The sequence below is a fragment of the Myroides sp. A21 genome (genome assembly GCF_000807225.1).
Lineage (GTDB): Bacteria > Bacteroidota > Bacteroidia > Flavobacteriales > Flavobacteriaceae > Flavobacterium > Flavobacterium odoratimimum.
In genome coordinates, this window is the sequence record NZ_CP010327.1 from 854674 (window position 1) to 877395 (window position 22722).

Below are 22722 nucleotides of genomic sequence, written 5' to 3' on the forward strand. Positions count from 1 at the left end.
AGCTATAATTATATTATAATTGAGGTCCAGCAGCTACTAGAGCTTTACCTTCATCATTATTAGAATATAACTTAAAGTTTTCTACGAATAATCCAGCTAATTCTTTTGCTTTCTCTTCCCATTCAGAAGCATTAGCATACGTATTACGAGGATCTAGAATAGTAGTATCTACACCTTCTAAAGCTGTTGGTACAGCGAAGTTATAGATAGGCACGATAGTAGTCTCAGCATTCTCGATAGAACCGTCTAAGATACGATCAATGATAGCTCTAGTATCTTTAATAGAGATACGTTTACCAGTACCATTCCATCCAGTGTTTACCATATAAGCAGTAGCATTGTGCTCTTCCATTTTCTTCACTAGCTCTTCACCGTATTGAGTTGGGTGTAGAGATAAGAAAGCCTTACCGAAACAAGCAGAGAATGTAGGCTCTGGTTTAGTTACTCCACGCTCAGTACCTGCTAACTTAGCAGTAAATCCTGATAAGAAGTAGTATTTAGTTTGCTCTGGAGTTAACTTAGAAACTGGAGGCATAACACCAAAAGCATCTGCAGTTAAGAAGATAACTTTAGTAGCATGTCCAGCTTTAGACACAGGCTTAACAATATTCTCGATATGTTCGATTGGGTAAGATACACGTGTATTTTGTGTTACAGAACCATCGTTAAAGTCAATAATACCATTAGCATCAACAGTAACGTTCTCTAATAAAGCATCACGACGGATAGCACCATAGATATCTGGCTCATTCTCTTTGCTCAAGCTGATTGTCTTAGCGTAGCAACCTCCTTCGAAGTTAAATACACCTTCGTCATCCCATCCATGCTCATCGTCTCCGATTAACTCACGTTTTGGGTCAGTTGATAAAGTTGTTTTACCTGTACCTGATAATCCGAAGAATACAGCTACATCACCATCTTTACCTTTGTTAGCAGAACAGTGCATAGCAGCCATTCCTTTAAGAGGTAAGTAGTAGTTCATCATTGCGAACATACCTTTTTTCATCTCACCACCGTACCAAGTACCACCGATAACTTGAATCTTCTCAGTCAAGTTGAACGCGATATAAACCTCAGAGTTTAATCCGTAATCTTTATAGTCTTTGAAAGTAGTTTTAGAACCATTCATTACTACGAAGTCTGGCTCACCGAAGTTAGCTAACTCTTCTGCAGTAGGACGGATAAACATATTAGTTACGAAGTGCGCTTGCCACGCTACTTCCATAATAAATCTAACTTTTAAACGAGTATTCTCGTTAGCTCCACAAAACGCATCAACAACGAATAATCTTTTTCCAGATAACTGATTAACAGTATTCTCTTTTAAAGCATTCCAAGTTCTGTTATCGATTGGTTTGTTGTCATTTGGAGATTCTGGTGAATTCCACCATACTGTGTTTTCTGTAACTGAATCTTTAACGATGTACTTATCTTTAGGAGAACGTCCTGTAAACTCTCCAGTCATTACGTTAACTGCACCTAGCTCAGTTACAACTCCTTTATCATACCCTGTTAAGTTAGGGTTAGTTTCTTCATTATATAAAACGTCGTACGAAGGATTATAGATTACCTCTACAACATCTTTAATACCATATTTTTCCAGTGAAATTGATTCAGAAATATCCATTTTCATTATTTAGGTTGTGTATTAATTTGTTTGCAAACTTAGAAATAAATTTAAAATATAAATATACAAAAGAATTATTTAATCATGTTTTTACTTTTATACGCCTGAATTCCAGCATATAGCCATGCAACAATGAACAATACTCCTCCTACAGGAGTAATTGGACCAACAACTCTTAAGTCTATGGTTATCATATCTTTAAAGGTAAGAAGGTATATAGAACCGCAGAAAAACAATATTCCAAACAAAACCAGATACATAACTATTTTTTTAGCCTTGTCTGAAAATATTCCGCATATACCTATAAAAAGTAAAAAAAGTGCGTGGTACATTTGATAACGAACGCCAATTTCAAAAGTAGCTACTTGAGCCTCTGTTACAACTTTCTTTAGACCATGAGCTCCAAAAGCCCCTAGCATAATACCAATTGCGCCGATTATAGCAGCTATAAATATAACTTTTCGTCCCATTTATTTTTCTTTCAAATATACAACTTATCAGACAAATAGCACATTAAAAATTTTGTAGAATTTAATCTATTTATTGAACTACTAATTTTTGTATCTTGAAAAACCAACTAGAATATTATGACAAAAGAAATTTTAATAGTAGGAGCAGGCAGATCCAGCTCTTCATTAATCAAGTATCTCTTGGACAAATCAGACTCAGAGAACTTACACCTTACTATAGGAGATTTATCTCTAGAATCCGCGAAGCAAAAAGCGATGAATCATCCTAATGCTACGGCGATCGCATTTGACCTATTCAACGAAACAGAAAGACAAACCTTAGTACAGAAAGCAGACATTGTAGTTTCTATGTTACCTGCCATACATCACTTAGAACTAGCTAAAGACTGTGTGAAGTATAAAAAACACATGGTTACGGCATCTTACATCAGCCCTGCTATGCAAGAACTCAATGAGGAAGTAACTAAAAACAACCTCATCTTCATGAACGAAATAGGCTTAGATCCAGGGATAGACCACATGAGTGCGATGAAAATTATACATGATATCGAAAGAAAAGGAGGGAAAGTCATCTCTTTTGAATCTTTCTGTGGTGGACTAATCGCTCCAGAATCTGACAACAATCTATGGAATTACAAATTCACTTGGAACCCTCGCAATGTAGTATTAGCTGGACAAGGTGGTGCAGCTAAATTCTTACAAGAAGGCCAATATAAATACATCCCTTACAACAAAGTATTTAGACGTACTGAGTTTTTAGATGTAGAAGGATATGGAAAGTTCGAAGCTTACGCCAATAGAGATTCTCTAAAATACAAAGATGTCTATGGACTTCGTGATGCTAAAACCATCTTTAGAGGTACGATCAGAAGAGTAGGATACTCTAGAGCCTGGAATCTTTTTGTAGAATTAGGAATAACAGATGATAGCTATACTATAGATAATTCTGAAGAGATGACCTATAGAGAGTTTATCAACTCCTACTTGCCCTACCACCCTACAGATACTGTAGAGACCAAACTAAGATTAGCACTAGGTATTGACCAAGATGACATTATATGGGACAAGCTACTAGAGCTAGACTTATTCAACCCAACTAAAAAAATAGGATTAAAGAAAGCGACTCCTGCACAAATCTTAGAAAAGATCTTAAGTGATTCTTGGTCATTAAGCCCAGAAGATAAAGACATGATCGTGATGTATCACAAGATAGGATACGAACTACATGGACAGAATCACCAGATAGACTCACGTATGGTCTGTATAGGAGATAATCAGATCTACACTGCTATGGCTAAGACAGTAGGTCTTCCTGTAGCTATCGCTACGCTAAAAATATTAAAAGGAATCATCACTACACCAGGTGTACAGATGCCAATAGAAGAGGAAGTATATACTCCTATTCTCAAAGAATTAGAAGAGAATGGCATTCACTTTATAGAAGAAGAAGTTCCTTATTCAGGATATAACTAACTAAAAAAAGCTCCAGTATCGGAGCTTTTTTTCACTATCTTATTTCGGAATAGAACTAATCAATCCCTTTGTGTACTCAGTCTTAGGGTGAGCATACAACTCATCTGCCTCGCCTATTTCCTCTATCTTACCTTTATTCATCACCATCACCTGATCAGACATATACTTCACTACAGACAGATCATGAGATATAAATATATAGGTAAAGTTATACTTATCCTTCAAATCGTTTAGTAGATTCAGCACCTGAGCTTGTACAGATATATCTAGTGCAGACACAGACTCATCACAGATGATCAGTTTAGGTTGTACCGCTATCGTCCTAGCGATACCGATACGCTGTCTCTGTCCTCCAGAGAACTCATGTGGATAACGGCTAAATACAGACTCATCTAACCCTACTCGGTATAGTATTTCGATCACTCTCTCCTTTCTATCCGCATCACTACTTCCTATCTTATGTACTTTCATAGGTTCTAGAATAGCTTCTCCTACAGTCAGACGAGGGTTTAAAGACGAATACGGATCCTGGAATACAATCTGTATATCTTTTCTAAACACCCTAAACGCCTTAGAAGAAAGCTTCGTAATGTCTTGACCTTTATAGAATATCTGTCCTTTAGTAGCTCTATCGAGTTGTAGGATGACATTGCCTAATGTAGATTTACCACACCCACTCTCACCCACTAGTCCAAGTGTCTCACCTTCATATACATTAAAACTAATATCTTGTAGCGCGTGGAATACCCCTTTTTTAAACAGTCCTCCATTAATGACATAATCCTTGAACACATTCCTAATCTCTAGCAACGGAGCATTACTATATAACTTTTCTAATCTATCTTTTCTATCCTCAGTAGTCACCACATCTCTCACCACCTTATTATTCAGAAAGTCTCCTATCGTAGACAGTCTTTTTAATCGCTCTGTAAGAGAAGGTCTAGACGCTACTAAGGCTTTAGTATACATATCTTGTGGATTGTTAAACACTTCTGTTGACTTTCCTTGTTCTACGATATCCCCTTTATACATCACTAGAATACGGTCGCTGATAGACGACACTAGATTCAAGTCATGAGAGATAAATAAGATACTCATCTTATTATCGCGTTGTAGGTCTTTCAGTAGATTAATGATTTCGTTTTGCACAGTCACATCTAATGCTGTCGTAGGCTCATCAGCTATCAGTAGCTTAGGCTTGCACGCTACAGCCATAGCGATCATGACTCTTTGCTTTTGTCCACCAGAGATTTGGTGAGGGTATTTAGTATAAACTTGATTAGGATTAGGCAATTTAACTCTATCGAAAAGGCGTAACACCTCTTCTCTTAAAGCCTTTCCTCTGAGCGAAGTATGCTCTCGAAGTATCTCAGCCACCTGTTCGCCACAAGTAATAGAAGGATTTAGAGCACTCATCGGCTCCTGAAATATCATAGATATCTGAGCTCCACGCAACAGTCGGAACTCACTATCTGTATTATGCGTAATATCTTTTCCTTCAAACACGATATTACCCGAGCTAATACGAGATATTTCTCGAGGCAATAGCCCCATTAACGCAAGTGATGTAACTGACTTACCAGAACCCGACTCTCCTACTACACCAAGAATCTCGTTAGCATAGATATCAAAAGAGCTACTTTTGATAATAGTATTCCAAGATTTCTCTTTCAGAAAATCGATTTGTAAATCCTTTACAGATAATATAGGTATATTTTCTTTCATTTTTTATATTCAGTACGATCACTAGAATAACAAAAATATATAATAATTGTGATATAGTATAAGCTATCTAATAAACTAATTAAACATCTATACTATACCACAATTTTTACAGAATATACGAACATACTACGCTACTTTTACTTGGTCATATTCCTTGACTAACGTAACGATAGTAGGAGTTTTTTCTTTAAAATTTGCAAACATTGGGCAAGCTGATTTTACAGCATCTAGCCATTCTTTTAGCAACACTATAGATGCCTCAGAAGTAGGTTTTACGATTACATCTACTCTGTTGAAGTGGTCTAAGCTATCCTTTTCGAAGCCTTCCCCTTTTATCACACCAGACACTTCTATCTGAATAGATTTTAGATCTAACCCCAATGTATTACCGATTAATTTTCCCACTGCGTGGATACTACCTGCTAGCTTAGCTAATAATAACTCTGCAGAGTTCGCATTCACGTCTCTTACTAATTCTCTTCCATCTTTCACTGTGAAAGAGTAGTTGGCTGTTTTTACAGCGAATTGTTGTTCCCTTACTGAGAAGCCCAACACTTTTAAAACTTTACTTTCCATTCTTTTAATTATTTATAAAATTGACACTATACAAAAAGGTCCCTTCAGCTATCTGCCAAAAGGACCTTCTTATTTATTCTTAACTATAAAAATAGTATGATCAAAACAAGCTATCTCTCTTGGCTACGTATGTATACATCGAATGCTTAGGAAAACAAATTCCCTTATATGATGTTGACGTTAATAGATTATAGACTAAATTCATTACTTTATTTTTATATGTTTCTTTCTTAAAAAAAATAAGCCCCTGTGAGGTACAGAGGCTTATTAAATATCTTTATACGTATCCAAAGACAGCTCTATACCATAAACGATGCATTCTTCTTAGAGAATACACATTTTGTTGAATAAACCATATTTGAATAAATTTTCTGCATTACTATTTCCTTATTTGAAGTCAAAATTAGAAAAAAATTATTTTAACAACAAGCACTAACCAATGTTTTTTAATATTTCTTTAACTTAAACAGAAAATATCTCGCTCTGACTTAATAGTTCCTCACGCTTAAATCTCAGCAAAACCTGTGCCACTGCTACCACATCTTTCTCACAATACACGATTATTCTGTCAATATCTTTATCTTCATAATACACCTTAGCCACCTCACTCCCGTCTATATCGTCTTTAGGAGAGGGTATACCTAATATTCTAGTCAAAAGCCTTAAAGATGTAAAATGTTTATAATCTCCTATCTTCCACATTTCCATAGTATCTAGATGATTCACCTCCCACGGTTTTTTCCCAATAATACACAGTTTGTTGGGGATTTTTACCTCATTTATCAACATCCGCCTCACAACAAAGGGAATATCAAATTCCTTAATATTATGCCCACATAGAACGCGAGTAGGATCATTAAAATATTCGTCTATTAAATTAGAAAACTCTTGTAACAGACGGCGTTCCTCTCCTGCAAAGGATTTTACCCTAAACTGTCTATCCCCATTCTTATAGGTAAAATACCCCACTGAGATACATACCACCTTACCAAACTCTGCCCAAATCCCTGCACGTTCATAAAACTCCGCTGCAGTCTGCCCATCTCTTCTCTGATAAGCCGTCTTGATATCAAACAGATCTTGCATCTCCTCATCTAGATCATTAAAAGCAGGCACTTCAGGCACTGTCTCAATATCAAAAAAGAGTAAGCTATCTAGCATCACATTTCTAAGCATATCTTATTTCCTTTGGTTCAACATATTATAAGCCTCATCGATATAAGTATACAGATCGTTACTATGAGGATCTTCCTCTGTCTGTAATCCCTTTAAGTGTCCTAGACGCACAATGATCACATTATCCTTAGGAGACACGATCACGAACTGTCCTAAATGACCTCGCATATAGAAGAAATCTTGTCCATTGTGATTCACTAACCACCAACCATAGCCATACTCAGGCGCATCTTTAAAACGTGGAGTAACTGACTTTTTAATAAACGTACTATCTAATATCATATCACCGTTCCACAATCCCCCGTCTTTATACAACTTACCAAATCTAGCAAAATCACGTGCATTACTCGTAAAACAACAGTATGACTTCTCTACACCATCCCCTTCATGATCTATCTGCCATAACGCTGGATTCTCTGCTCCCATAGGCTTCCAGAAATGTTCTGATATATAATCCGTCATATACTTACCAGTAGCTTTCTCTAACACCATCGTCAATAGCTCTGTATCTCCACTTTTATAAATAAACTCTTGTCCAGGCTTATCCTTTATCTCTAAGCCTAGCATTACATTTCTCAAATCTTTATCAAAATAAGCTCTCGTCACCACTGAGAACGGACTGTAATATGCCTCATCCCAATCTAATCCTGACGCCATAGAAGACAGGTCTCCTACAGTCACTTCGTCTTTATACTTCCCTTTTAACTCTGGTAAAAACTCTATTACCTTCTGATCTAAGCTCTTGATCTCACCCCTCTGTAATGCCTTACCTAAGGCTGCAGATACGATACTCTTAGCCATCGAGAAAGAGTTAGTATAAGAGTCCTTTCCATACCCGTCATAATAAGCCTCATAGAAGATACTATCATTCTTGATGACTAAATAAGCTATAGACTCCAGTTCTTTATGCGTATTCTCTAAGTTGTCACTCGCTTTTATCGTATTATAATCCTTCGTGAATGCCCACGGCTGCCCTACATCATTCTTAATCTCCCTAGTCGGAAAATATTTATAATCATCTAAGAATGCTGTCTTATATCCATTAAAGTATATGGTACGCACCGCCGTAAAGAGGTAATCCACTTTAAATATATACATCAGTGCCACAACTAGCGCTATCAAAATCACTAGCCACTTCAGAACTTTCTTTAATACCTTCATAATAGTTTAAATAATTGGTTCCTATAAATTTAGAAAAATAAATCACTTCTCTAGCAGTTATTTTTAATAACACCTTTTAATATGATCACATCACGATGACTCTATTTGGAGTATTTGGCTATTAATTACCTTTTTGACCTATTATGAAGTTCTACATAGAGCATAATCCACTCTACATCAACACTTCCTGTTTATTAATGTAATTTCTGTTCGGATAGTGTTCGGAAATACCAAGTAAATACTAGGGTTAAGAGGTGTTTTTGCGAACTGTACTAATTCTCTATCCGAACCATCTATACAGTAGATCTACAGTATATATCGCTATTTACGGTCTAAGCAAACTCTAAATAGACTAATAATCATAAAACTACAGGAGTATTTGGTCAACGTTCAATCTAGGATTATATTTGTGCCTTTAATTATTACTTGAATTTCGATTATGCATTTTATATCACCAGAGTTAGAGGATTATGCGGCAAGACACTCAGAAAATGAGCCTGAGTTATTAGCCAAACTAGATAAAGAAACGTACCAAAAAGTACTACAGCCTAGAATGCTGAGTGGTCACTTCCAAGGTCGTTTTTTGAGTATGATCTCTAAGCTAGTTAACCCTCAGCACATATTAGAGGTAGGTACATTCACCGGATATGCTACACTATCACTAGCAGAAGGGCTGAGAGCTGATGGTACTATCGATACAATAGATGTAAACGAAGAGTTAGTAGACTTTCAACGAAAATACTTCGATATGTCTGACTATGGGCATCAGATCACTCAGCACTTAGGTAGTGCATTAGACATTATCCCTACTTTAGATAAGAAGTTCGACCTAGTGTTCTTAGATGCAGATAAAAAGAATTACACAAACTACTTTCACCTCATCATCGAGAAGATGAATAAGGGAGGAATCATCCTATCTGATAATGTCCTATGGTCTGGTAAGGTAGTAGAAGATATCAAATGGAATGATAGAGCTACTATAGAGATCGATCAGTATAATAAATTACTAAAAGAAGATCCTCGTGTAGAGACGATACTATTACCGATAAGAGATGGACTAACAGTATCAAGAGTACGATAACAAAAAAGGCTTAAAATATAGATTCTAAGCCTTTTTTTAGTGTTAGTTAAACTAACTTATATTTCTTTTCTACCCATTTAAATCCTTGGTAGAATAATGTTCCTGAGATAATTCCTGCACACATTCCTACGAAAATGTCTGTAGGGAAATGCAATGACAAGTAGATTCTACTATATGCAAATACGAGTGGGAATATAAATACTAAAAACGCGTACTTATAATATCTTCTCAATATTAAGAATAAGAACAGCATCGTCGCAGTAGAGTTAGAGGCATGTCCTGAGAAGAAACTCAGTGAACTACTGCACTTCACTACTCTAAGCATCGCTTTAATATCCTCTGTACTACACGGTCTAGGGCGACCTACTGTACTTTTGACTAGATTAGTAGACTGATCTGTAAAGGCGATAAGCCCTGCTATGAACAACAGGATAATACCCAGTGTCTTTAGGGATACTTTCTTATATACTAGGTAAAGTAATAAGAGGTAAAACGGAAGCCAGTTAAACTGCTTCGTGATAAATAACCAAAATGGGTCAAATGTAGGAGTACCTAAGTTGTTTAAGAACAGCATTAGTTCCTTATCCCACTGCACAATTGTTTCTAACATTAAAGTTGTCTTTTTATTGGCCCTGTAATATTCTCAATGTCCTCTTTCTGCTTCTCTACTTCATTCTGAATATCCTTCATAGGATTAATATCTATATCGAAAGTCTCTGTTATATCTTTTTTAATACCAGACTCTTCTGCGCTTTTATTGATTTCGTGTTTGATATCGTTTGTTGCATTCTTTAACTGAGCCATAAACTTACCAAAGGTACGTGCCATCTCTGGAACCTTATCAGAACCAAACAACATTAAAATTATAATAATGATGAAAAATATTTCACCCCCTCCGATTCCAAACATAAATATTCGTTTTTCTATTTATAAGGTTACAAATCTACGAAGTTTATTAAATTCTCACATAGATTTTATCTAAAACCATTTGTTAAACTATTCTATCTTAGTCTGCTTCACTTCTAGATCTAACTTCTCCTGGATCAGCTCTATAAACTCTAAGGCAAGTTCTCCAGCCCTACTAGCGACTTTCTTTTCGTCTACTATATTCGTGTTCAGAATAGAAGACATTAACTCATCTGTAGCTACATAATAGGCAAACCCGTAAACATAATCTTTAGGAATGCTGTAATCTTTAGTCAGCTTTTCTGGGCTAATATACATTAAGAACTTATCTTTTCGTCCTTCTTGTCTTTCATAAGCTAATGCTTTCTTCAGCATCTTAGTACGTCCTGAAATCATATTCACTATCGCATCTACAGAAATCAGTCCACTTCCTGTAGTAGCGGTATATAACTTACGCTCAGCTGGTGTACGTATCTTAGTCCCTTTAGGGATTAGCCCTAGAGATTCTGAAGTGATCTTCGTGATCACTATTTCGTCTAATTCATAATAGAGTGAGTTAGGCTCTAGTGGTATTAAAATAATATCTCTCTTTAAATCTATATCATCTAACTGATGTCTATATCCTAGAAAAACAGGTCCTGAAAACATAATCGTATCATTCTCCTGTGCCTTCAGTTTAAAATATCCTCCAGGAGCAGTCATCGTAGACTCTCCAGTATTAATATTCGCTACATATACCCCATCTAATCTCTTCGTTCTAGATACAATCTTACCATCTATCATCTTTCTTTCTTGCGCGAAAACAACAGAAAAGTTCAATATTAATAGAAAGGCTACAAATATTCTCATCATTCCTTAATTATAATTGTAAAAATATTCCATTCTATAGGATACACAAATTTTACCCTCGCAAACTTATGTTAAATAAAACAATGTGCTTATAAACACTATAACTGATCCTGTTTAAATAACGACCTATAACTAGATAAATCACTTATTTAATCGCTCTGCCCCGGTACTTGTTGTTCTAATTCTTTAAAAGGTCTGTCCTTAATCACTTCTAAGAAGTCGACTGCTACAGGAGCAATCACTGTCTCTAGGTAAGTCATATCTACAGGTGTTACCTCTAGTGCTTCTTTTACCTTCTCATCGTTCACTGCATAAAGAGCAAAACTCTCTACGTAGTCATAAGGTATCTTATATTTATCAACCAATAGCTCATCACTTACGTAGTCTAAAAATTTATCTGCTCTAAACCCGGCACGCTCATAGACCAGCGCTTTCTTAAGCATCTTAGTTCTACCGTTGAGCATATTGATTAAAGGTGCGATAAGACCAGAAGTAGCATAAGCTAGCTGTCGTTCCATAGGACTAGGCCCTTTAGACTTATAAGTATATTTAGGGTATGGAGACTTATTCTTTTTCGTAACAACTATTTCGTCCAATACCTCTCCTATAGTATTTCTTTCTAAAGAAAACAGAACAAGGTCTCTGTTTAAATCTACTTCAGTAATCATATACACATGTAATAGGTATGATAAACTAACGAATCTCAAAGTATCATTCGCTTCCCCCTGCAGACTGAAGTATCCCTTATCATCTGAAAATACAGAAGTTCCTTTAGAAGCATTAAGAACCAACACTTCATCTCTATCGCCATCTCTAAAAAGAATTTTTCCATTTAATGTCTTTAATCCTTCTTGAGCTAATACAAATTCTCCCAAAAGAAGAGTTACTATAATGGCAATGTATTTTATATTCTTCATATACTAGTTTATAAAGTGTTCACTTCTAAGCAAGCAAAGCATTGATAAACTCTGCTAACATTCCTAAAACTCAAAATAAGTATTCAATAAAACTTCCATCTAACCACACCCATCTATCTCTATTACCTCAATGCCCCCCGATCTATTTAAATCTCTAATAACTCAGAGGTGATCAAAAGAAGAGAAGTTACACCTCCTCTATTCTTCTAGAACAAGCAAATACTACAAGACTAGGAAGAAGTATAAGTAAGCTATAATAGGTTATTTTGTCTTCGTTTTGACCATTTCTAGAAAATCTAATACAATTGGAGCTATCATTCTTTCTAAGAATTTAGTATCAATTATCGTAGCATTTACGATATCTCTTATCTCTTCTCTAGACACAGCATAGTACGCAAAGCTCTCTACATAATCAGGAGGTATCTTATAATACTCTACTAACCTTTCTTCATCTATCGTGTTTAACAACTTACTTACTCTGAAGTCCTCCCTCTCATATGCTAGATTCTTCTTAAGCATGGCAGTCCTACCAGATAATAAATTCACCAGTGGATCTAATATTCCTGTAGTAGCTGTTCTGAGCTTTCGTTCTGCAGGAGTATATCTTTTCGTATATTTATTTGTAAATCCTTGTCCTCCTGCATCTACTTTAGTGATTAGAATCTCGTTTAATCTCGTACTTAAATCAGGCAAGGGTTCTAAGGGAAATAAGAGCACACCTCCCTTTATATCTGCTTCTGCTATGACATAAGTATATTCCATATGATATACACTACTAAATCGTATAGTATCTTGTGGTTCTCCATATATATCAAAATAACCTTTCTTATCCGCTAATGTCGTTTTGCTTCTATTGATATTAGTGACCACAGTCCCATCTAAATCACCTCCACGAGTGACTAGCTTACCACTTATCATCCCTCCCTGTTCTTGAGCCAAACCGTGACCTATCCCAGTTAACAAGATTAATAAAGTCAATAACTTCTGAATTATATTCATTACAATACTTCTATTTATTGGAAGACAATACTCTGCCTTGACAGCCTTCTTTATATTATACTAAATATGACCTTGTACACATATCATATTTCTTCTTCCTTCTTATTCTTAATCATTTCTAGAAATTCAAATACCACTGGTGTAAGCTCTCTTTCTAATTCATTGACATTAACCATTCCTACATTGAGTAACTCTTTTATTTCTGTTTTTTCTACTGCATAATACGCAAAACCCTCCACATAATCTAAAGGTATTTGATAGTAATCAACTAATCGTTCGTTAGTAACCACTTCTATCAGCTTATCTACTCTGTGGTCTGTCTTCTCATAAGCAAGGTTCTTCTTAAGCATACTCATTCTCCCTGACAGCATATTTACAAAGGGATCTATTGGTATCATTCCTCCACCTGTTTTAGCAGTTCTGAGTTTGCGTTCTGCAGGTGTGTACCTCTTCGTATATTTATCTGTAAAGCCTAGTGCATCACTATCTATCTTCGTGATGACAATCTCGTCAAGTCTATTGATGCTGTATAACGGTTCTAATGGAAATAGTACAGGACTGCGCTTGATATCAAATTCGTTAACTACATACTGATACTCTGTATGATTAGGACTGATAAATCTTATCGTATCATTAATATGACTGCGAATAGAGAAGTACCCCTTATCATCAGATAATACAGAAATGTCCTTTGAAGAATTTAGAATCACTATTCCTTCAAAGTTTCCGTCTCTAGTCACTATTTTTCCATTAAGAACGGATGGGGAGTCCTGAGCAAGGTGAATACTACTTACAAAAAGCAGTATTATACTCAAGAGTTTTTGAGTTAGGTTCATGATAGTGTTTTATAGTTAGGTGAACATTTGCAGGTGAAAAGGCAAATGTTCTATTTAAACGACTTATTTTTACAAAAATTATTTATCCACATGAAAAATCTAATTATTGCGAGTACTTCTACCATATATAATGGAACTTATCTAGAGTACTTATTACCGACATTAAAAGAACATTTTAAGAACATATCAACACTATTGTTTATTCCTTATGCAAGACCAGGAGGCATCACGCATGATCAATATACAGAAAAAGTAAGAACCGCTTTTGCTACTATCAATATTGATGTCAAAGGAATACATGAGTACACTAACCCAGTAGAAGCTTTACAACAAGCAGAGGGAATCTTCACAGGAGGAGGAAACACCTTCTTATTGGTACAACAACTCTATAAAAACAATGTACTGAATGCGGTAATAGATGTTGTAAACAACGGAACTCCTTATCTAGGATGTAGTGCGGGAAGTAATATCTGTGGACTAACAATGGAAACGACTAATGATATGCCTATCGTATATCCTCCTTCATTCAAGACATTTGGTTTCGTACCCTTTAATCTAAATCCTCATTACCTAGACCCTATCGAAGGTTCGACTCATATGGGAGAAACTAGAGAAACACGTATCAATGAGTTCCACGCTTTTAATACACAACCTGTAGTAGGGCTTAGAGAAGGTAGTTGGTTAGAAGTAAAAGGTGACCGAATCACTCTAAAAGGTGAATTAGACGCTAGAATATTTGAGCAAAATAAAGAAGCTTATGAAGTAAAAACTAATACAGACTTAAGCCATCTTAACTAAACAAAAAAAGCCCTAACAAATGTTAGGGCTTTTTTTATAGAGCGGAAGACGAGGCTCGAACTCGCGACAACCAGCTTGGAAGGCTGGAGCTCTACCAACTGAGCTACTTCCGCAGATGATGTTATTTTAAAACCTACATCAGGTTTGTAGAGCGGAAGACGAGGCTCGAACTCGCGACAACCAGCTTGGAAGGCTGGAGCTCTACCAACTGAGCTACTTCCGCAGATGATGCTATTTTAAAACCTACATCAGGTTTATAGAGCGGAAGACGAGGCTCGAACTCGCGACAACCAGCTTGGAAGGCTGGAGCTCTACCAACTGAGCTACTTCCGCAGACGATGTTATTTTAAAACCTACATCAGGTTTGTAGAGCGGAAGACGAGGCTCGAACTCGCGACAACCAGCTTGGAAGGCTGGAGCTCTACCAACTGAGCTACTTCCGCAGATGATGTTATTTTAAAACCTACATCAGGTTTGTAGAGCGGAAGACGAGGCTCGAACTCGCGACAACCAGCTTGGAAGGCTGGAGCTCTACCAACTGAGCTACTTCCGCAGATGATGTTATTTTAAAACCTACATCAGGTTTGCAGAGCGGAAGACGAGGCTCGAACTCGCGACAACCAGCTTGGAAGGCTGGAGCTCTACCAACTGAGCTACTTCCGCTTTTGTGGATGCAAATATAATGCTATTTTTAATTTTGATGCAAGCATTTTAGTTGATTTTTTTTAAATAATTCTTCAATTAAATGTTTTCTATCATAATATCAAATAGATGCAAAAATGTTCCTACTATAAAATACATCTTATATAGACGCCATCTAAATAATTAAGAAACTTTTAAGTTTGGTTGGTTCGGTAATTACAAAACTAACCGTATATTTGCATCTCTCAAAACATTAAAGTAAAATGCAATACGACCAAAATTTAGTAGACTTATTCCAAGATTATTGCGCTCACCATGAACTGGTGCACCACTTCTCACCATTAACTGCACAGATTTATACATACATTATGTTTAATAATAACAGAGATGGCGTGACTTTTGATGAATTAGTTGAAAGATTAAATGCAAGTAAGAGTTCTGTCTCTACAAGTTTAAATCTATTGATTTCGAATAACCAAATTGAGCATTTCAATAAGATTGATGAAAGAAAAAGATACTTCAGATTGAACCCTAACTATATGACTCTAAGATTACAAATCATTAGAGATGTATTAGAACGTGAGCATGCATTGTGTCTTAAAATGCTTAAATTCGTTGATGAAGGTGTTTTAAAAACAGACAATTGCAACAATAAAGTAGAACTTTATATAGATCATTTAGCAAAAAGTAAAAGTCATTTAGCAGATACAATAGAAAAATTAAAAAGTACAAATTAAGTAATTATATGAAACGTTATTTACAATCGATCACTTTCGCTGCAATCGCTATCACTGTAGCGTCATGCGGAAATAAAGATCAACAGCAAGGGGGACCTCAGGCATTACCTTACAAAGTAATCGAAGTACCTACTCAAAATGTAACAGGTTATAAAAACTACCCTACTAATATCCAAGGGAAAGTTGCTAGTAGCGTTCGTGCTAAAATAGCTGGATACATTCAAGAAGTTTATGTAGACGAAGGTGCAATCGTTAGAAAAGGACAACCTCTATTTAGACTTGAGACGAACACTTTAAACGAAAGTGCTGATGCAGCTAAAGCAGCAATCAGAACAGCTGAAGCTCAAGTTAATGTTGCTCAAGTAAACGTTGACAAATTAGTACCTCTGGTAAACAAAGGGATTATCAGTAAAATCCAGTTAGAAACTGCTGAAGCTAACTTAGCTAGTGCAAAGAGTCAAGTAGCTAATGCTAAAGCACAACACAAAAGTATAGTTGCTAATATTGACTACGCTGTGGTTAAAAGCCCTATCGATGGTATTGTAGGACAAATTAACTTCCGTGAAGGGGCATTAGTAAGCCCTAGTGACCCTCAACCGTTAACTGTAGTATCAGATGACAGTAGTGTATTTGCTTATTTCACACTTAATGAAAAAGAATACTTCGATTTCTTAGAAAAAATAGAAGGTAAATCTTTAAAAGAGAAATTAAGTCACTTACCTACAGTAAAATTACAGTTAGCTAATGGACAAGTGTATGAAGAACCTGGTAAAATCGAAACTATCTCAGGTCAAATTAATCCAACTACGGGTACAGTACAGTTAAGAGCTGCTTTTAACAACCCTAACAGATTGTTGGCTAATGGTAATAGTGGTACCTTATTACTTCCTAACGAATATACTAATGTATTAGTAGTTCCTGAATCAGCTACATTCGAACAACAAGGTCAGGTATATGTATATACTGTGGCAAACGATACAGCTAAGGCTACTAAGATCGAAGTAATCGATAGAATCAACAAGTTGGCAATCGTAAAAGATGGTGTCAAAAAAGGAGAAAAAATCATTGGAACAGGCTTAGGAACACTGCGCAGTGGATCTCCTATAACTCCAGTACCAGAGAAATTTGAAAAAATTAACGAAGACATCAAATCAACATTCTAAAGTATGTTAAAAACATTTATTGAAAGACCTGTATTATCTACAGTTATTTCTATACTTATAGTAATACTAGGGGTACTGGGATTAACAGTACTTCCAGTTACGCAATATCCAGATATTGCGCCGCCTACTGTACAGATTGCTGCTTCATATCCTGGAGCCAATGCTGAGACAGTAATGCAATCTGTTGTTATTCCTATTGAAGAACAGGTGAACGGGGTTGAAAACATGGACTATATTACCTCTACAGCATCGAATGATGGTAGTGCTAGTATTCAAGTTGTGTTTAAACAAGGAGTTGACCCGGATATCGCTGCAGTAAACGTACAAAACCGTGTGGCACGTGCTACACCACTTTTACCAGCAGAGGTAACGCGTTCAGGGGTAACTACTCAGAAACAACAAACAAGTGCATTAATGTTCTTGTCTTTCTATTCGACAAGCCCTAACTACGATGCTATTTACATCCAAAACTACATGAATATTAACGTTATTCCTGTACTAAAACGTGTAAGTGGTGTTGGGGATGCACAGGCTTTTGGTTCTCGTAACTACTCTATGCGTATTTGGATTGACCCTGCTAAGATGAAAGCTTATGGATTAGTTCCTTCTGATGTTGTAAGAGTCCTAAACGAACAGAGTTTAGAGGCTGCTGCTGGTCAGTTAGGTGAAAATAATGCTGAGGCATTCCAATATGTAATTAAGTATAGTGGTAAATATAAAACGCAAGACCAATACGAAAATATCGTAGTAAAATCATTGGGTAATGGACAAGTACTATACTTGAAAGATGTCGCTAAGATAGAATTAGGTGCAATGTCTTATGTAGGTAGTTCTGAACAAAATGGACACCCTGCTGTAGCTATGGCTATCTACCAAACACCAGGTTCTAACGCTCAAGAGATTATTCAGAACTTACATACTGAACTTGAGAATATGAAGACTTCGTTCCCTGATGGTATTAATTATACAGTACTGATGGATACGAACGAATTCTTAGATGCATCTATTAGTAAAGTAATCAGCACACTTATAGAGGCATTCTTACTAGTATTCGTAGTGGTATATATCTTCTTACAGGATTTCCGTTCTACGTTAATTCCTTTAATTGCTGTACCAGTTGCAATTATAGGTACGTTCTTTTTCTTAAGTGTATTCGGGTTCTCAATTAACTTGTTAACACTGTTTGCACTTGTACTGGCCATCGGTATTGTGGTGGATGATGCCATCGTGGTAGTAGAGGCTGTGCATGCGAAGATGGAAGAGACAGGCCAAGATGCTAAAGAAGCGAGTTTAAACACCATGAGTGAGATTTCAGGTGCTATTATCTCGATTACATTAGTAATGTCTGCTGTATTTATACCTGTAACCTTTATTCCAGGTCCTACAGGAGTATTCTATAAGCAGTTCGGTATTACACTTATTGTTGCGATTTTAATTTCGGCTGTTAACGCCTTGACCTTGAGTCCTGCATTATGTGCACTGTTCTTAACTCAACATGGAGCTCATGGAGAAGGAAAGAAAAGAAACTTTGTTCAACGCTTCTTTGATGCATTCAACGTTGCATTCAACAAATTAACTCACAAATATGGTAACTCATTTAAGTTCTTATTAAAACATAAATGGACTACGTTTGCCATCTTACTTGCGTGTTTAGGTATTACATATTATGCTGCTAAAACAATGCCTAGTGGATTCGTACCAAACGAAGACCGTGGATTCATCATGGGTAATATCGAGTTACCTGCTGGTGCTTCTCAAGACCGTGTAACGAGTTTACAACAACAGTTCTCTAAAGTAGTACAGCAAATCCCAGGAGTAGAAGGGGTAACTATCGTATCAGGATTCTCATTCATCAACGGACAAGGTTCTAACTACGGTATGGCGATGATTAAGCTAGACGACTTTAAAGATAGAACTACACCTGAGTTAGCAACTGATGCGATCATTGGTAAACTGTTTGGTATCGCTGCTACACAGTTCCAAGATGCTAGAATGATTTTCTTCCAACCGCCAAGTATACCAGGTTTCGGTATGTCTTCAGGTTTTGAGATGAAATTATTAGATAAAACTGGAGGTGCGCTTACTGACTTTGACCAAAAATCAAAAGAATACTTAGGAGCATTAATGCAACGTCCTGAAATCTTATATGCTCAGTCATCATTTAATACAAACTATGCTCAATACGAGTTAGACTTAAATATCCCTAGAGCTAAAGAATCAGGAGTACTAGTAAGTGATATTTTCTCTGCTCTTCAAGGGTATATTGGAGGTATCTATGCAGCTGACTTTACTCGTTTTGGTAAACAATACCGTGTAATGGTGCAGTCTTTACCTGAGTACAGATCAGACAAGAATAGCTTAAACGAGATTTATGTAAGAACTGCTTCAGGAGAAATGACTCCGGTAACTCAGTTCGTTGATTTGAAAAAAGTATATGGTCCACAGTCAGTGAACCGCTATAACTTATTTACATCTTCGAATATCACAGGAGCTCCTAAACCAGGATACAGTTCTGGAGACGCAATTAAAGCGGTACAAGAAGTAGCTGCTCAAACCTTGAGCACTGATTACGGTATTGACTTTACAGGTCTATCTCGAGAGGAGATTAGCTCTGGTAACCAAACTGTGATGATCTTTGCTTTATGTATTATTTTCGTTTACTTCTTATTATCTGCTCAGTATGAAAGTTACTTATTACCACTAGCTGTAATCTTATCATTACCTACTGGTATCATGGGAGCGTTCATCGCACAGAAATATGCAGGATTAGAAAACAATATTTACTTCCAGATTGCCCTGGTGATGCTGGTCGGGCTTCTTGCTAAGAATGCTATTCTTATTGTGGAGTTCGCTTTACAGAGACGTCAGCATGGAGAGTCTATAGCAGAGTCTGCAATCAACGGTGCTAAAGCTCGTCTAAGACCGATCTTAATGACCTCTTTTGCCTTCATCTTAGGTATGATGCCATTAGTATTCGCTAAAGGTGTTGGAGATGTGGGTAACAGATCTATCGGTACTGGTGCAGCATTTGGTCTATTGATTGGTACTATACTTGGGGTATTCGTAATTCCAGTACTTTACGCTATCTTCCAATACATACAAGAAAAAATTAAACCGATTAAATTCGTAGAGCACAAGTCAGAATAATATGAAAAAACAAACTTTATATAGAGCTTTACCTATTGCTGTTTTAGCTGTTACTATGCAGTCTTGTATCGTATCTAAAAATTACGAGAGACCTGAAGTAACTAACGAAGCGCAATTCCGTACTGATAACATATCTCAAGATACTCTTTCTATGGCAAATATGTCATGGAAAGAGCTATTCTCTGATCAAACGCTTATTCAATACATTGAACACGGATTAGAAAATAACTTAGATATCAGAATCGCATTAGAGAATATCAATGCTGCTCACGCTTATATGCAACAAGGTAAATGGGGATACGCTCCTACATTAAACCTAGGTGCTAACTATACTCACTCTGTATTATCTAAAAACGGACCTCAAGGTATCGCTTTTGGAGATACTAGAGTTAAAAATGATTTGTATGATGTTACAGGACAGTTCTCTTGGGAACTAGATGTATGGGGTAAAATCAGAAGTGATAAAAGAGCTGCAGGTGCTAGCTACCTACAAACTCTTTCTGCTCACCAAGCTGTAAAAACTCAGTTAATCTCTACTATCGCTACAACGTATTTTCAATTAGTAGCTTTAGATGAACAAAAACGTGTAACAGAACAAACTATCGTAAACAGAACTAACAGTTTAGAAACGATTGAAGCTTTAAAAGAATCTGGACAAGTGAATGAAGTAGCTGTTAAGCAAACTCAAGCACAATTGTTCAATGCAAAAGCTCTTTTAGTTGATCTTGAAAACAATATCAAACTAACAGAGAACGCATTCAGTATTCTATTAGGTAATAATCCTGGTACAATCACTAGAGGAGAACTTAAGAGTCAAAAACTTAATGCTGACCTTTCTGTTGGTGTACCACTTCAATTATTAAGCAATAGACCTGATGTAAGAGCTGCTGAGTATGGATTAATTAACGCTTTTGAAATGACTAATGTTTCTAGAGCGAACTTCTATCCATCTTTCAGACTTACAGCGAATGGTGGTTTACAGAGTTTAGATTTTGATAACTTATTCAATACAAGTTCTTTATTTGCAAACTTCATCGGTGGTTTAACTCAACCTTTATTAAATGGTAGAAAAGTTAGAACTGCACATGAGGTAGCTAAAGCAAAACAAGAATCTGCTTACCTAAGTTATAAACTATCTATTCTTAATGCGTCAAAAGAAGTTTCTGATGCATTATACACTTACCACAGTTCTTCAGATAAGTTAAAACTTAAAAAGCAAGAATACGAAGCATATAACCTAGCTACTGAATACTCAGAAGAGTTATTAGTACAAGGTATGGCTAACTACCTAGATGTATTGACAGCTAGAGAGAGTGCACTTGCTGCAGAATTAAGTTACATTAATACAGAATTAGCACAACTTACCTCTATCGTACAGCTTTATAGAGCTGTCGGAGGTGGTATAAAATAATTTTATAGTTAATTGTTATTCATTAAAAGAGAGTAGTTATTTAGTTAACTACTCTTTTTTTATACATTTGACTTATGAATATCTCTAGATTACTTCTTCCTCTTCTTTTTCCAAAATACACTTGGAAAAGGCCAAATACTCAAAAGCACATTTACTTAACTTTTGACGATGGCCCTATACCCGAAGTCACAGAATGGGTATTAGATATACTGAAGCAGTATCAAGTAAAAGCCACATTCTTCTGCATAGGTGATAATGTGAGAAAACACCCTGCTCTATTCAATAGAATCTTACAAGAAGGACATCAGATAGGCAATCATACTTTTAATCACTTAAATGGCTGGAAAAACGCAAATGAAGTATATATAAACAACTTCTGCTTATCAACGGAAGAAATGGCCAAACACACTAGCTTTGAGAACAGAACACGTCTATTCAGACCTCCTTATGGTAAAATAAAAAAGCAACAAGCTAAACAAGTAATATCAGAAGGATATGACATCATCATGTGGTCACATCTTACCAAAGATTATGATAAGAACACCACTCCTGAAGAATGTTATAAAAGAGCCATAACGAATATGGCTCCTGGAAGTATTATTGTATTTCATGATAGTATCAAGGCTAGTCATAATTTATACTATGCCTTACCTAAGACTATTGACTACTTATTATCTAAAGGGTATACCTTCTCTACGTTATAGTGTCTTAGTGACATTGATAAGAGAGTTTGCATCCATAACACCGCTTTGGCGCCAGATCATACTACCTCTTTTATACAGCATCATAGTAGGCACTTGCTTTATTCTTAAAGCCTCTACTAGTTCACCATTTTTCTCAACATCTATTTTTACTATACGCAACCTATCCCCCATAGCAGCTGCTACATCGATTAAGACAGGATTCATAGTAGTACATGCTTCGTTCCACTGTGCATAAAAGTGGATTAAAACAGGAACATCTGCTGTTACTAACTCTCCGAATTTTGACATATAATATAAATTAACTTTACTATAAACTTCTTTTAA

General features: G+C 36.2%; 21 protein-coding genes and 6 tRNA genes. 8 read left to right on the forward strand and 19 right to left on the reverse strand.

Features of this window, described 5'->3' with window-relative positions:
• Positions 1-13: 13 nt before the first annotated feature.
• On the reverse strand, positions 14-1627 hold the full coding sequence (pckA, locus tag MYRA21_RS03970) for a phosphoenolpyruvate carboxykinase (ATP) (RefSeq protein WP_006259705.1): 1614 nt from the start codon (positions 1625-1627) through the stop codon (positions 14-16).
• A gap of 74 nt (positions 1628-1701) precedes the next feature.
• Positions 1702-2097, reverse strand: coding sequence for a DUF423 domain-containing protein (locus tag MYRA21_RS03975; RefSeq protein ID WP_006259706.1), 396 nt, complete (start codon positions 2095-2097; stop codon positions 1702-1704).
• A 117-nt stretch (positions 2098-2214) separates the two neighbouring features.
• Here MYRA21_RS03975 and MYRA21_RS03980 point away from each other — a divergent pair, with 117 nt between their 5' ends.
• Positions 2215-3570, forward strand: a complete 1356-nt coding sequence (locus tag MYRA21_RS03980) for a saccharopine dehydrogenase family protein (RefSeq protein ID WP_006259707.1) — start codon at positions 2215-2217, stop codon at positions 3568-3570.
• 39 nt (positions 3571-3609) lie between these two features.
• On the opposite strand, the gene MYRA21_RS03985 is transcribed toward MYRA21_RS03980, so the two are convergent.
• From MYRA21_RS03985 to MYRA21_RS04000, 4 genes are all read right to left on the reverse strand, one after another.
• Entirely contained in the window at positions 3610-5295 is a 1686-nt protein-coding gene (locus MYRA21_RS03985) for an ABC transporter ATP-binding protein (protein ID WP_006259708.1), read from the reverse strand.
• Positions 5296-5421: 126 nt separating this feature from the next.
• Positions 5422-5871, reverse strand: a complete 450-nt coding sequence (locus tag MYRA21_RS03990) for an OsmC family protein (protein ID WP_006259709.1) — start codon at positions 5869-5871, stop codon at positions 5422-5424.
• A gap of 462 nt (positions 5872-6333) precedes the next feature.
• A complete protein-coding gene (locus MYRA21_RS03995; protein ID WP_006259710.1) occupies positions 6334-7047 on the reverse strand; it encodes a 3'-5' exonuclease in 714 nt (237 codons plus the stop codon).
• Positions 7048-7050: 3 nt separating this feature from the next.
• Complete coding sequence (locus MYRA21_RS04000) at positions 7051-8208, reverse strand: serine hydrolase (protein ID WP_006259711.1); 1158 nt, start codon at positions 8206-8208, stop codon at positions 7051-7053.
• Between the two features lie 439 nt (positions 8209-8647).
• On the opposite strand from MYRA21_RS04000, the gene MYRA21_RS04005 reads away from it, so the two are divergent.
• The gene (locus MYRA21_RS04005) at positions 8648-9289 is read left to right on the forward strand and encodes an O-methyltransferase (RefSeq protein ID WP_006259712.1); all 642 of its coding nucleotides are present in this window, start codon (positions 8648-8650) and stop codon (positions 9287-9289) included.
• Between the two features lie 46 nt (positions 9290-9335).
• Here the strand turns inward: MYRA21_RS04005 and MYRA21_RS04010 are convergent, their stop codons facing one another.
• The 6 genes from MYRA21_RS04010 to MYRA21_RS04035 form a co-directional block, all read right to left on the reverse strand.
• Positions 9336-9899: a phosphatase PAP2 family protein gene (locus MYRA21_RS04010; protein ID WP_006259713.1), complete on the reverse strand. Its 564-nt coding sequence runs from the start codon at positions 9897-9899 to the stop codon at positions 9336-9338.
• A complete protein-coding gene (locus tag MYRA21_RS04015) occupies positions 9899-10198 on the reverse strand; it encodes a twin-arginine translocase TatA/TatE family subunit (RefSeq protein WP_006259714.1) in 300 nt (99 codons plus the stop codon). Before MYRA21_RS04015 ends, MYRA21_RS04010 begins: the two co-directional genes overlap by 1 nt.
• 87 nt (positions 10199-10285) lie before the next feature.
• Complete coding sequence (locus MYRA21_RS04020; protein WP_230486180.1) at positions 10286-11047, reverse strand: hypothetical protein; 762 nt, start codon at positions 11045-11047, stop codon at positions 10286-10288.
• Between the two features lie 146 nt (positions 11048-11193).
• Positions 11194-11961, reverse strand: coding sequence for a hypothetical protein (locus MYRA21_RS04025; protein WP_006259716.1), 768 nt, complete (start codon positions 11959-11961; stop codon positions 11194-11196).
• 261 nt (positions 11962-12222) lie between these two features.
• A complete protein-coding gene (locus MYRA21_RS04030) occupies positions 12223-12960 on the reverse strand; it encodes a hypothetical protein (RefSeq protein WP_006259718.1) in 738 nt (245 codons plus the stop codon).
• An 83-nt stretch (positions 12961-13043) separates the two neighbouring features.
• Positions 13044-13796, reverse strand: coding sequence for a hypothetical protein (locus MYRA21_RS04035; RefSeq protein ID WP_006259719.1), 753 nt, complete (start codon positions 13794-13796; stop codon positions 13044-13046).
• Positions 13797-13841: 45 nt separating this feature from the next.
• On the opposite strand from MYRA21_RS04035, the gene pepE reads away from it, so the two are divergent.
• Entirely contained in the window at positions 13842-14594 is a 753-nt protein-coding gene (gene pepE, locus MYRA21_RS04040; RefSeq protein WP_006259720.1) for a dipeptidase PepE, read from the forward strand.
• A gap of 40 nt (positions 14595-14634) precedes the next feature.
• Here the strand turns inward: pepE and MYRA21_RS04045 are convergent.
• The 6 genes from MYRA21_RS04045 to MYRA21_RS04070 all read right to left on the reverse strand — a co-directional run bounded on the left by MYRA21_RS04045 (position 14635) and on the right by MYRA21_RS04070 (position 15257).
• A tRNA-Gly gene (locus MYRA21_RS04045) sits at positions 14635-14707 on the reverse strand.
• A gap of 37 nt (positions 14708-14744) precedes the next feature.
• Positions 14745-14817: transfer RNA gene (locus tag MYRA21_RS04050), tRNA-Gly, on the reverse strand.
• Between the two features lie 37 nt (positions 14818-14854).
• Positions 14855-14927: transfer RNA gene (locus MYRA21_RS04055), tRNA-Gly, on the reverse strand.
• Positions 14928-14964: 37 nt separating this feature from the next.
• Positions 14965-15037: transfer RNA gene (locus MYRA21_RS04060), tRNA-Gly, on the reverse strand.
• A gap of 37 nt (positions 15038-15074) precedes the next feature.
• Positions 15075-15147: transfer RNA gene (locus MYRA21_RS04065), tRNA-Gly, on the reverse strand.
• A gap of 37 nt (positions 15148-15184) precedes the next feature.
• A tRNA-Gly gene (locus tag MYRA21_RS04070) sits at positions 15185-15257 on the reverse strand.
• 242 nt (positions 15258-15499) lie between these two features.
• Here MYRA21_RS04070 and MYRA21_RS04075 point away from each other — a divergent pair.
• The 5 genes from MYRA21_RS04075 to MYRA21_RS04095 all read left to right on the forward strand — a co-directional run bounded on the left by MYRA21_RS04075 (position 15500) and on the right by MYRA21_RS04095 (position 22398).
• The gene (locus MYRA21_RS04075; RefSeq protein ID WP_006262267.1) at positions 15500-15973 is read left to right on the forward strand and encodes a GbsR/MarR family transcriptional regulator; all 474 of its coding nucleotides are present in this window, start codon (positions 15500-15502) and stop codon (positions 15971-15973) included.
• 8 nt (positions 15974-15981) lie between these two features.
• Positions 15982-17136, forward strand: coding sequence for an efflux RND transporter periplasmic adaptor subunit (locus MYRA21_RS04080; RefSeq protein ID WP_006259722.1), 1155 nt, complete (start codon positions 15982-15984; stop codon positions 17134-17136).
• Positions 17137-17139: 3 nt separating this feature from the next.
• Complete coding sequence (locus tag MYRA21_RS04085; RefSeq protein WP_006259723.1) at positions 17140-20283, forward strand: efflux RND transporter permease subunit; 3144 nt, start codon at positions 17140-17142, stop codon at positions 20281-20283.
• 1 nt (position 20284) lies between these two features.
• Positions 20285-21694, forward strand: coding sequence for an efflux transporter outer membrane subunit (locus MYRA21_RS04090; RefSeq protein WP_006259724.1), 1410 nt, complete (start codon positions 20285-20287; stop codon positions 21692-21694).
• Positions 21695-21768: 74 nt separating this feature from the next.
• Positions 21769-22398 carry a polysaccharide deacetylase family protein gene (locus MYRA21_RS04095; protein WP_006259725.1) on the forward strand — a complete coding sequence of 210 codons (630 nt, stop codon included), beginning with the start codon at positions 21769-21771 and terminating at the stop codon, positions 22396-22398.
• On the opposite strand, the gene MYRA21_RS04100 is transcribed toward MYRA21_RS04095, so the two are convergent.
• Complete coding sequence (locus MYRA21_RS04100; RefSeq protein ID WP_006259726.1) at positions 22393-22686, reverse strand: co-chaperone YbbN; 294 nt, start codon at positions 22684-22686, stop codon at positions 22393-22395. The genes MYRA21_RS04095 and MYRA21_RS04100 overlap by 6 nt on opposite strands.
• Positions 22687-22722 lie beyond the last annotated feature (36 nt).

Bases quoted from the DNA above. Each gene is read 5' to 3' on its own strand.
- pckA (WP_006259705.1), bottom strand. From the start codon at position 1,627: ATGGATATTTCTGAATCAATTTCACTGGAAAAATATGGTATTAAAGAT.
- MYRA21_RS03975 (WP_006259706.1), bottom strand. From the start codon at position 2,097: ATGGGACGAAAAGTTATATTTATAGCTGCTATAATCGGCGCAATTGGT.
- MYRA21_RS03980 (WP_006259707.1), top strand. From the start codon at position 2,215: ATGACAAAAGAAATTTTAATAGTAGGAGCAGGCAGATCCAGCTCTTCA.
- MYRA21_RS03985 (WP_006259708.1), bottom strand. From the start codon at position 5,295: ATGAAAGAAAATATACCTATATTATCTGTAAAGGATTTACAAATCGAT.
- MYRA21_RS03990 (WP_006259709.1), bottom strand. From the start codon at position 5,871: ATGGAAAGTAAAGTTTTAAAAGTGTTGGGCTTCTCAGTAAGGGAACAA.
- MYRA21_RS03995 (WP_006259710.1), bottom strand. From the start codon at position 7,047: ATGCTTAGAAATGTGATGCTAGATAGCTTACTCTTTTTTGATATTGAG.
- MYRA21_RS04000 (WP_006259711.1), bottom strand. From the start codon at position 8,208: ATGAAGGTATTAAAGAAAGTTCTGAAGTGGCTAGTGATTTTGATAGCG.
- MYRA21_RS04005 (WP_006259712.1), top strand. From the start codon at position 8,648: ATGCATTTTATATCACCAGAGTTAGAGGATTATGCGGCAAGACACTCA.
- MYRA21_RS04010 (WP_006259713.1), bottom strand. From the start codon at position 9,899: ATGTTAGAAACAATTGTGCAGTGGGATAAGGAACTAATGCTGTTCTTA.
- MYRA21_RS04015 (WP_006259714.1), bottom strand. From the start codon at position 10,198: ATGTTTGGAATCGGAGGGGGTGAAATATTTTTCATCATTATTATAATT.
- MYRA21_RS04020 (WP_230486180.1), bottom strand. From the start codon at position 11,047: ATGATGAGAATATTTGTAGCCTTTCTATTAATATTGAACTTTTCTGTT.
- MYRA21_RS04025 (WP_006259716.1), bottom strand. From the start codon at position 11,961: ATGAAGAATATAAAATACATTGCCATTATAGTAACTCTTCTTTTGGGA.
- MYRA21_RS04030 (WP_006259718.1), bottom strand. From the start codon at position 12,960: ATGAATATAATTCAGAAGTTATTGACTTTATTAATCTTGTTAACTGGG.
- MYRA21_RS04035 (WP_006259719.1), bottom strand. From the start codon at position 13,796: ATGAACCTAACTCAAAAACTCTTGAGTATAATACTGCTTTTTGTAAGT.
- pepE (WP_006259720.1), top strand. From the start codon at position 13,842: ATGTTCTATTTAAACGACTTATTTTTACAAAAATTATTTATCCACATG.
- MYRA21_RS04075 (WP_006262267.1), top strand. From the start codon at position 15,500: ATGCAATACGACCAAAATTTAGTAGACTTATTCCAAGATTATTGCGCT.
- MYRA21_RS04080 (WP_006259722.1), top strand. From the start codon at position 15,982: ATGAAACGTTATTTACAATCGATCACTTTCGCTGCAATCGCTATCACT.
- MYRA21_RS04085 (WP_006259723.1), top strand. From the start codon at position 17,140: ATGTTAAAAACATTTATTGAAAGACCTGTATTATCTACAGTTATTTCT.
- MYRA21_RS04090 (WP_006259724.1), top strand. From the start codon at position 20,285: ATGAAAAAACAAACTTTATATAGAGCTTTACCTATTGCTGTTTTAGCT.
- MYRA21_RS04095 (WP_006259725.1), top strand. From the start codon at position 21,769: ATGAATATCTCTAGATTACTTCTTCCTCTTCTTTTTCCAAAATACACT.
- MYRA21_RS04100 (WP_006259726.1), bottom strand. From the start codon at position 22,686: ATGTCAAAATTCGGAGAGTTAGTAACAGCAGATGTTCCTGTTTTAATC.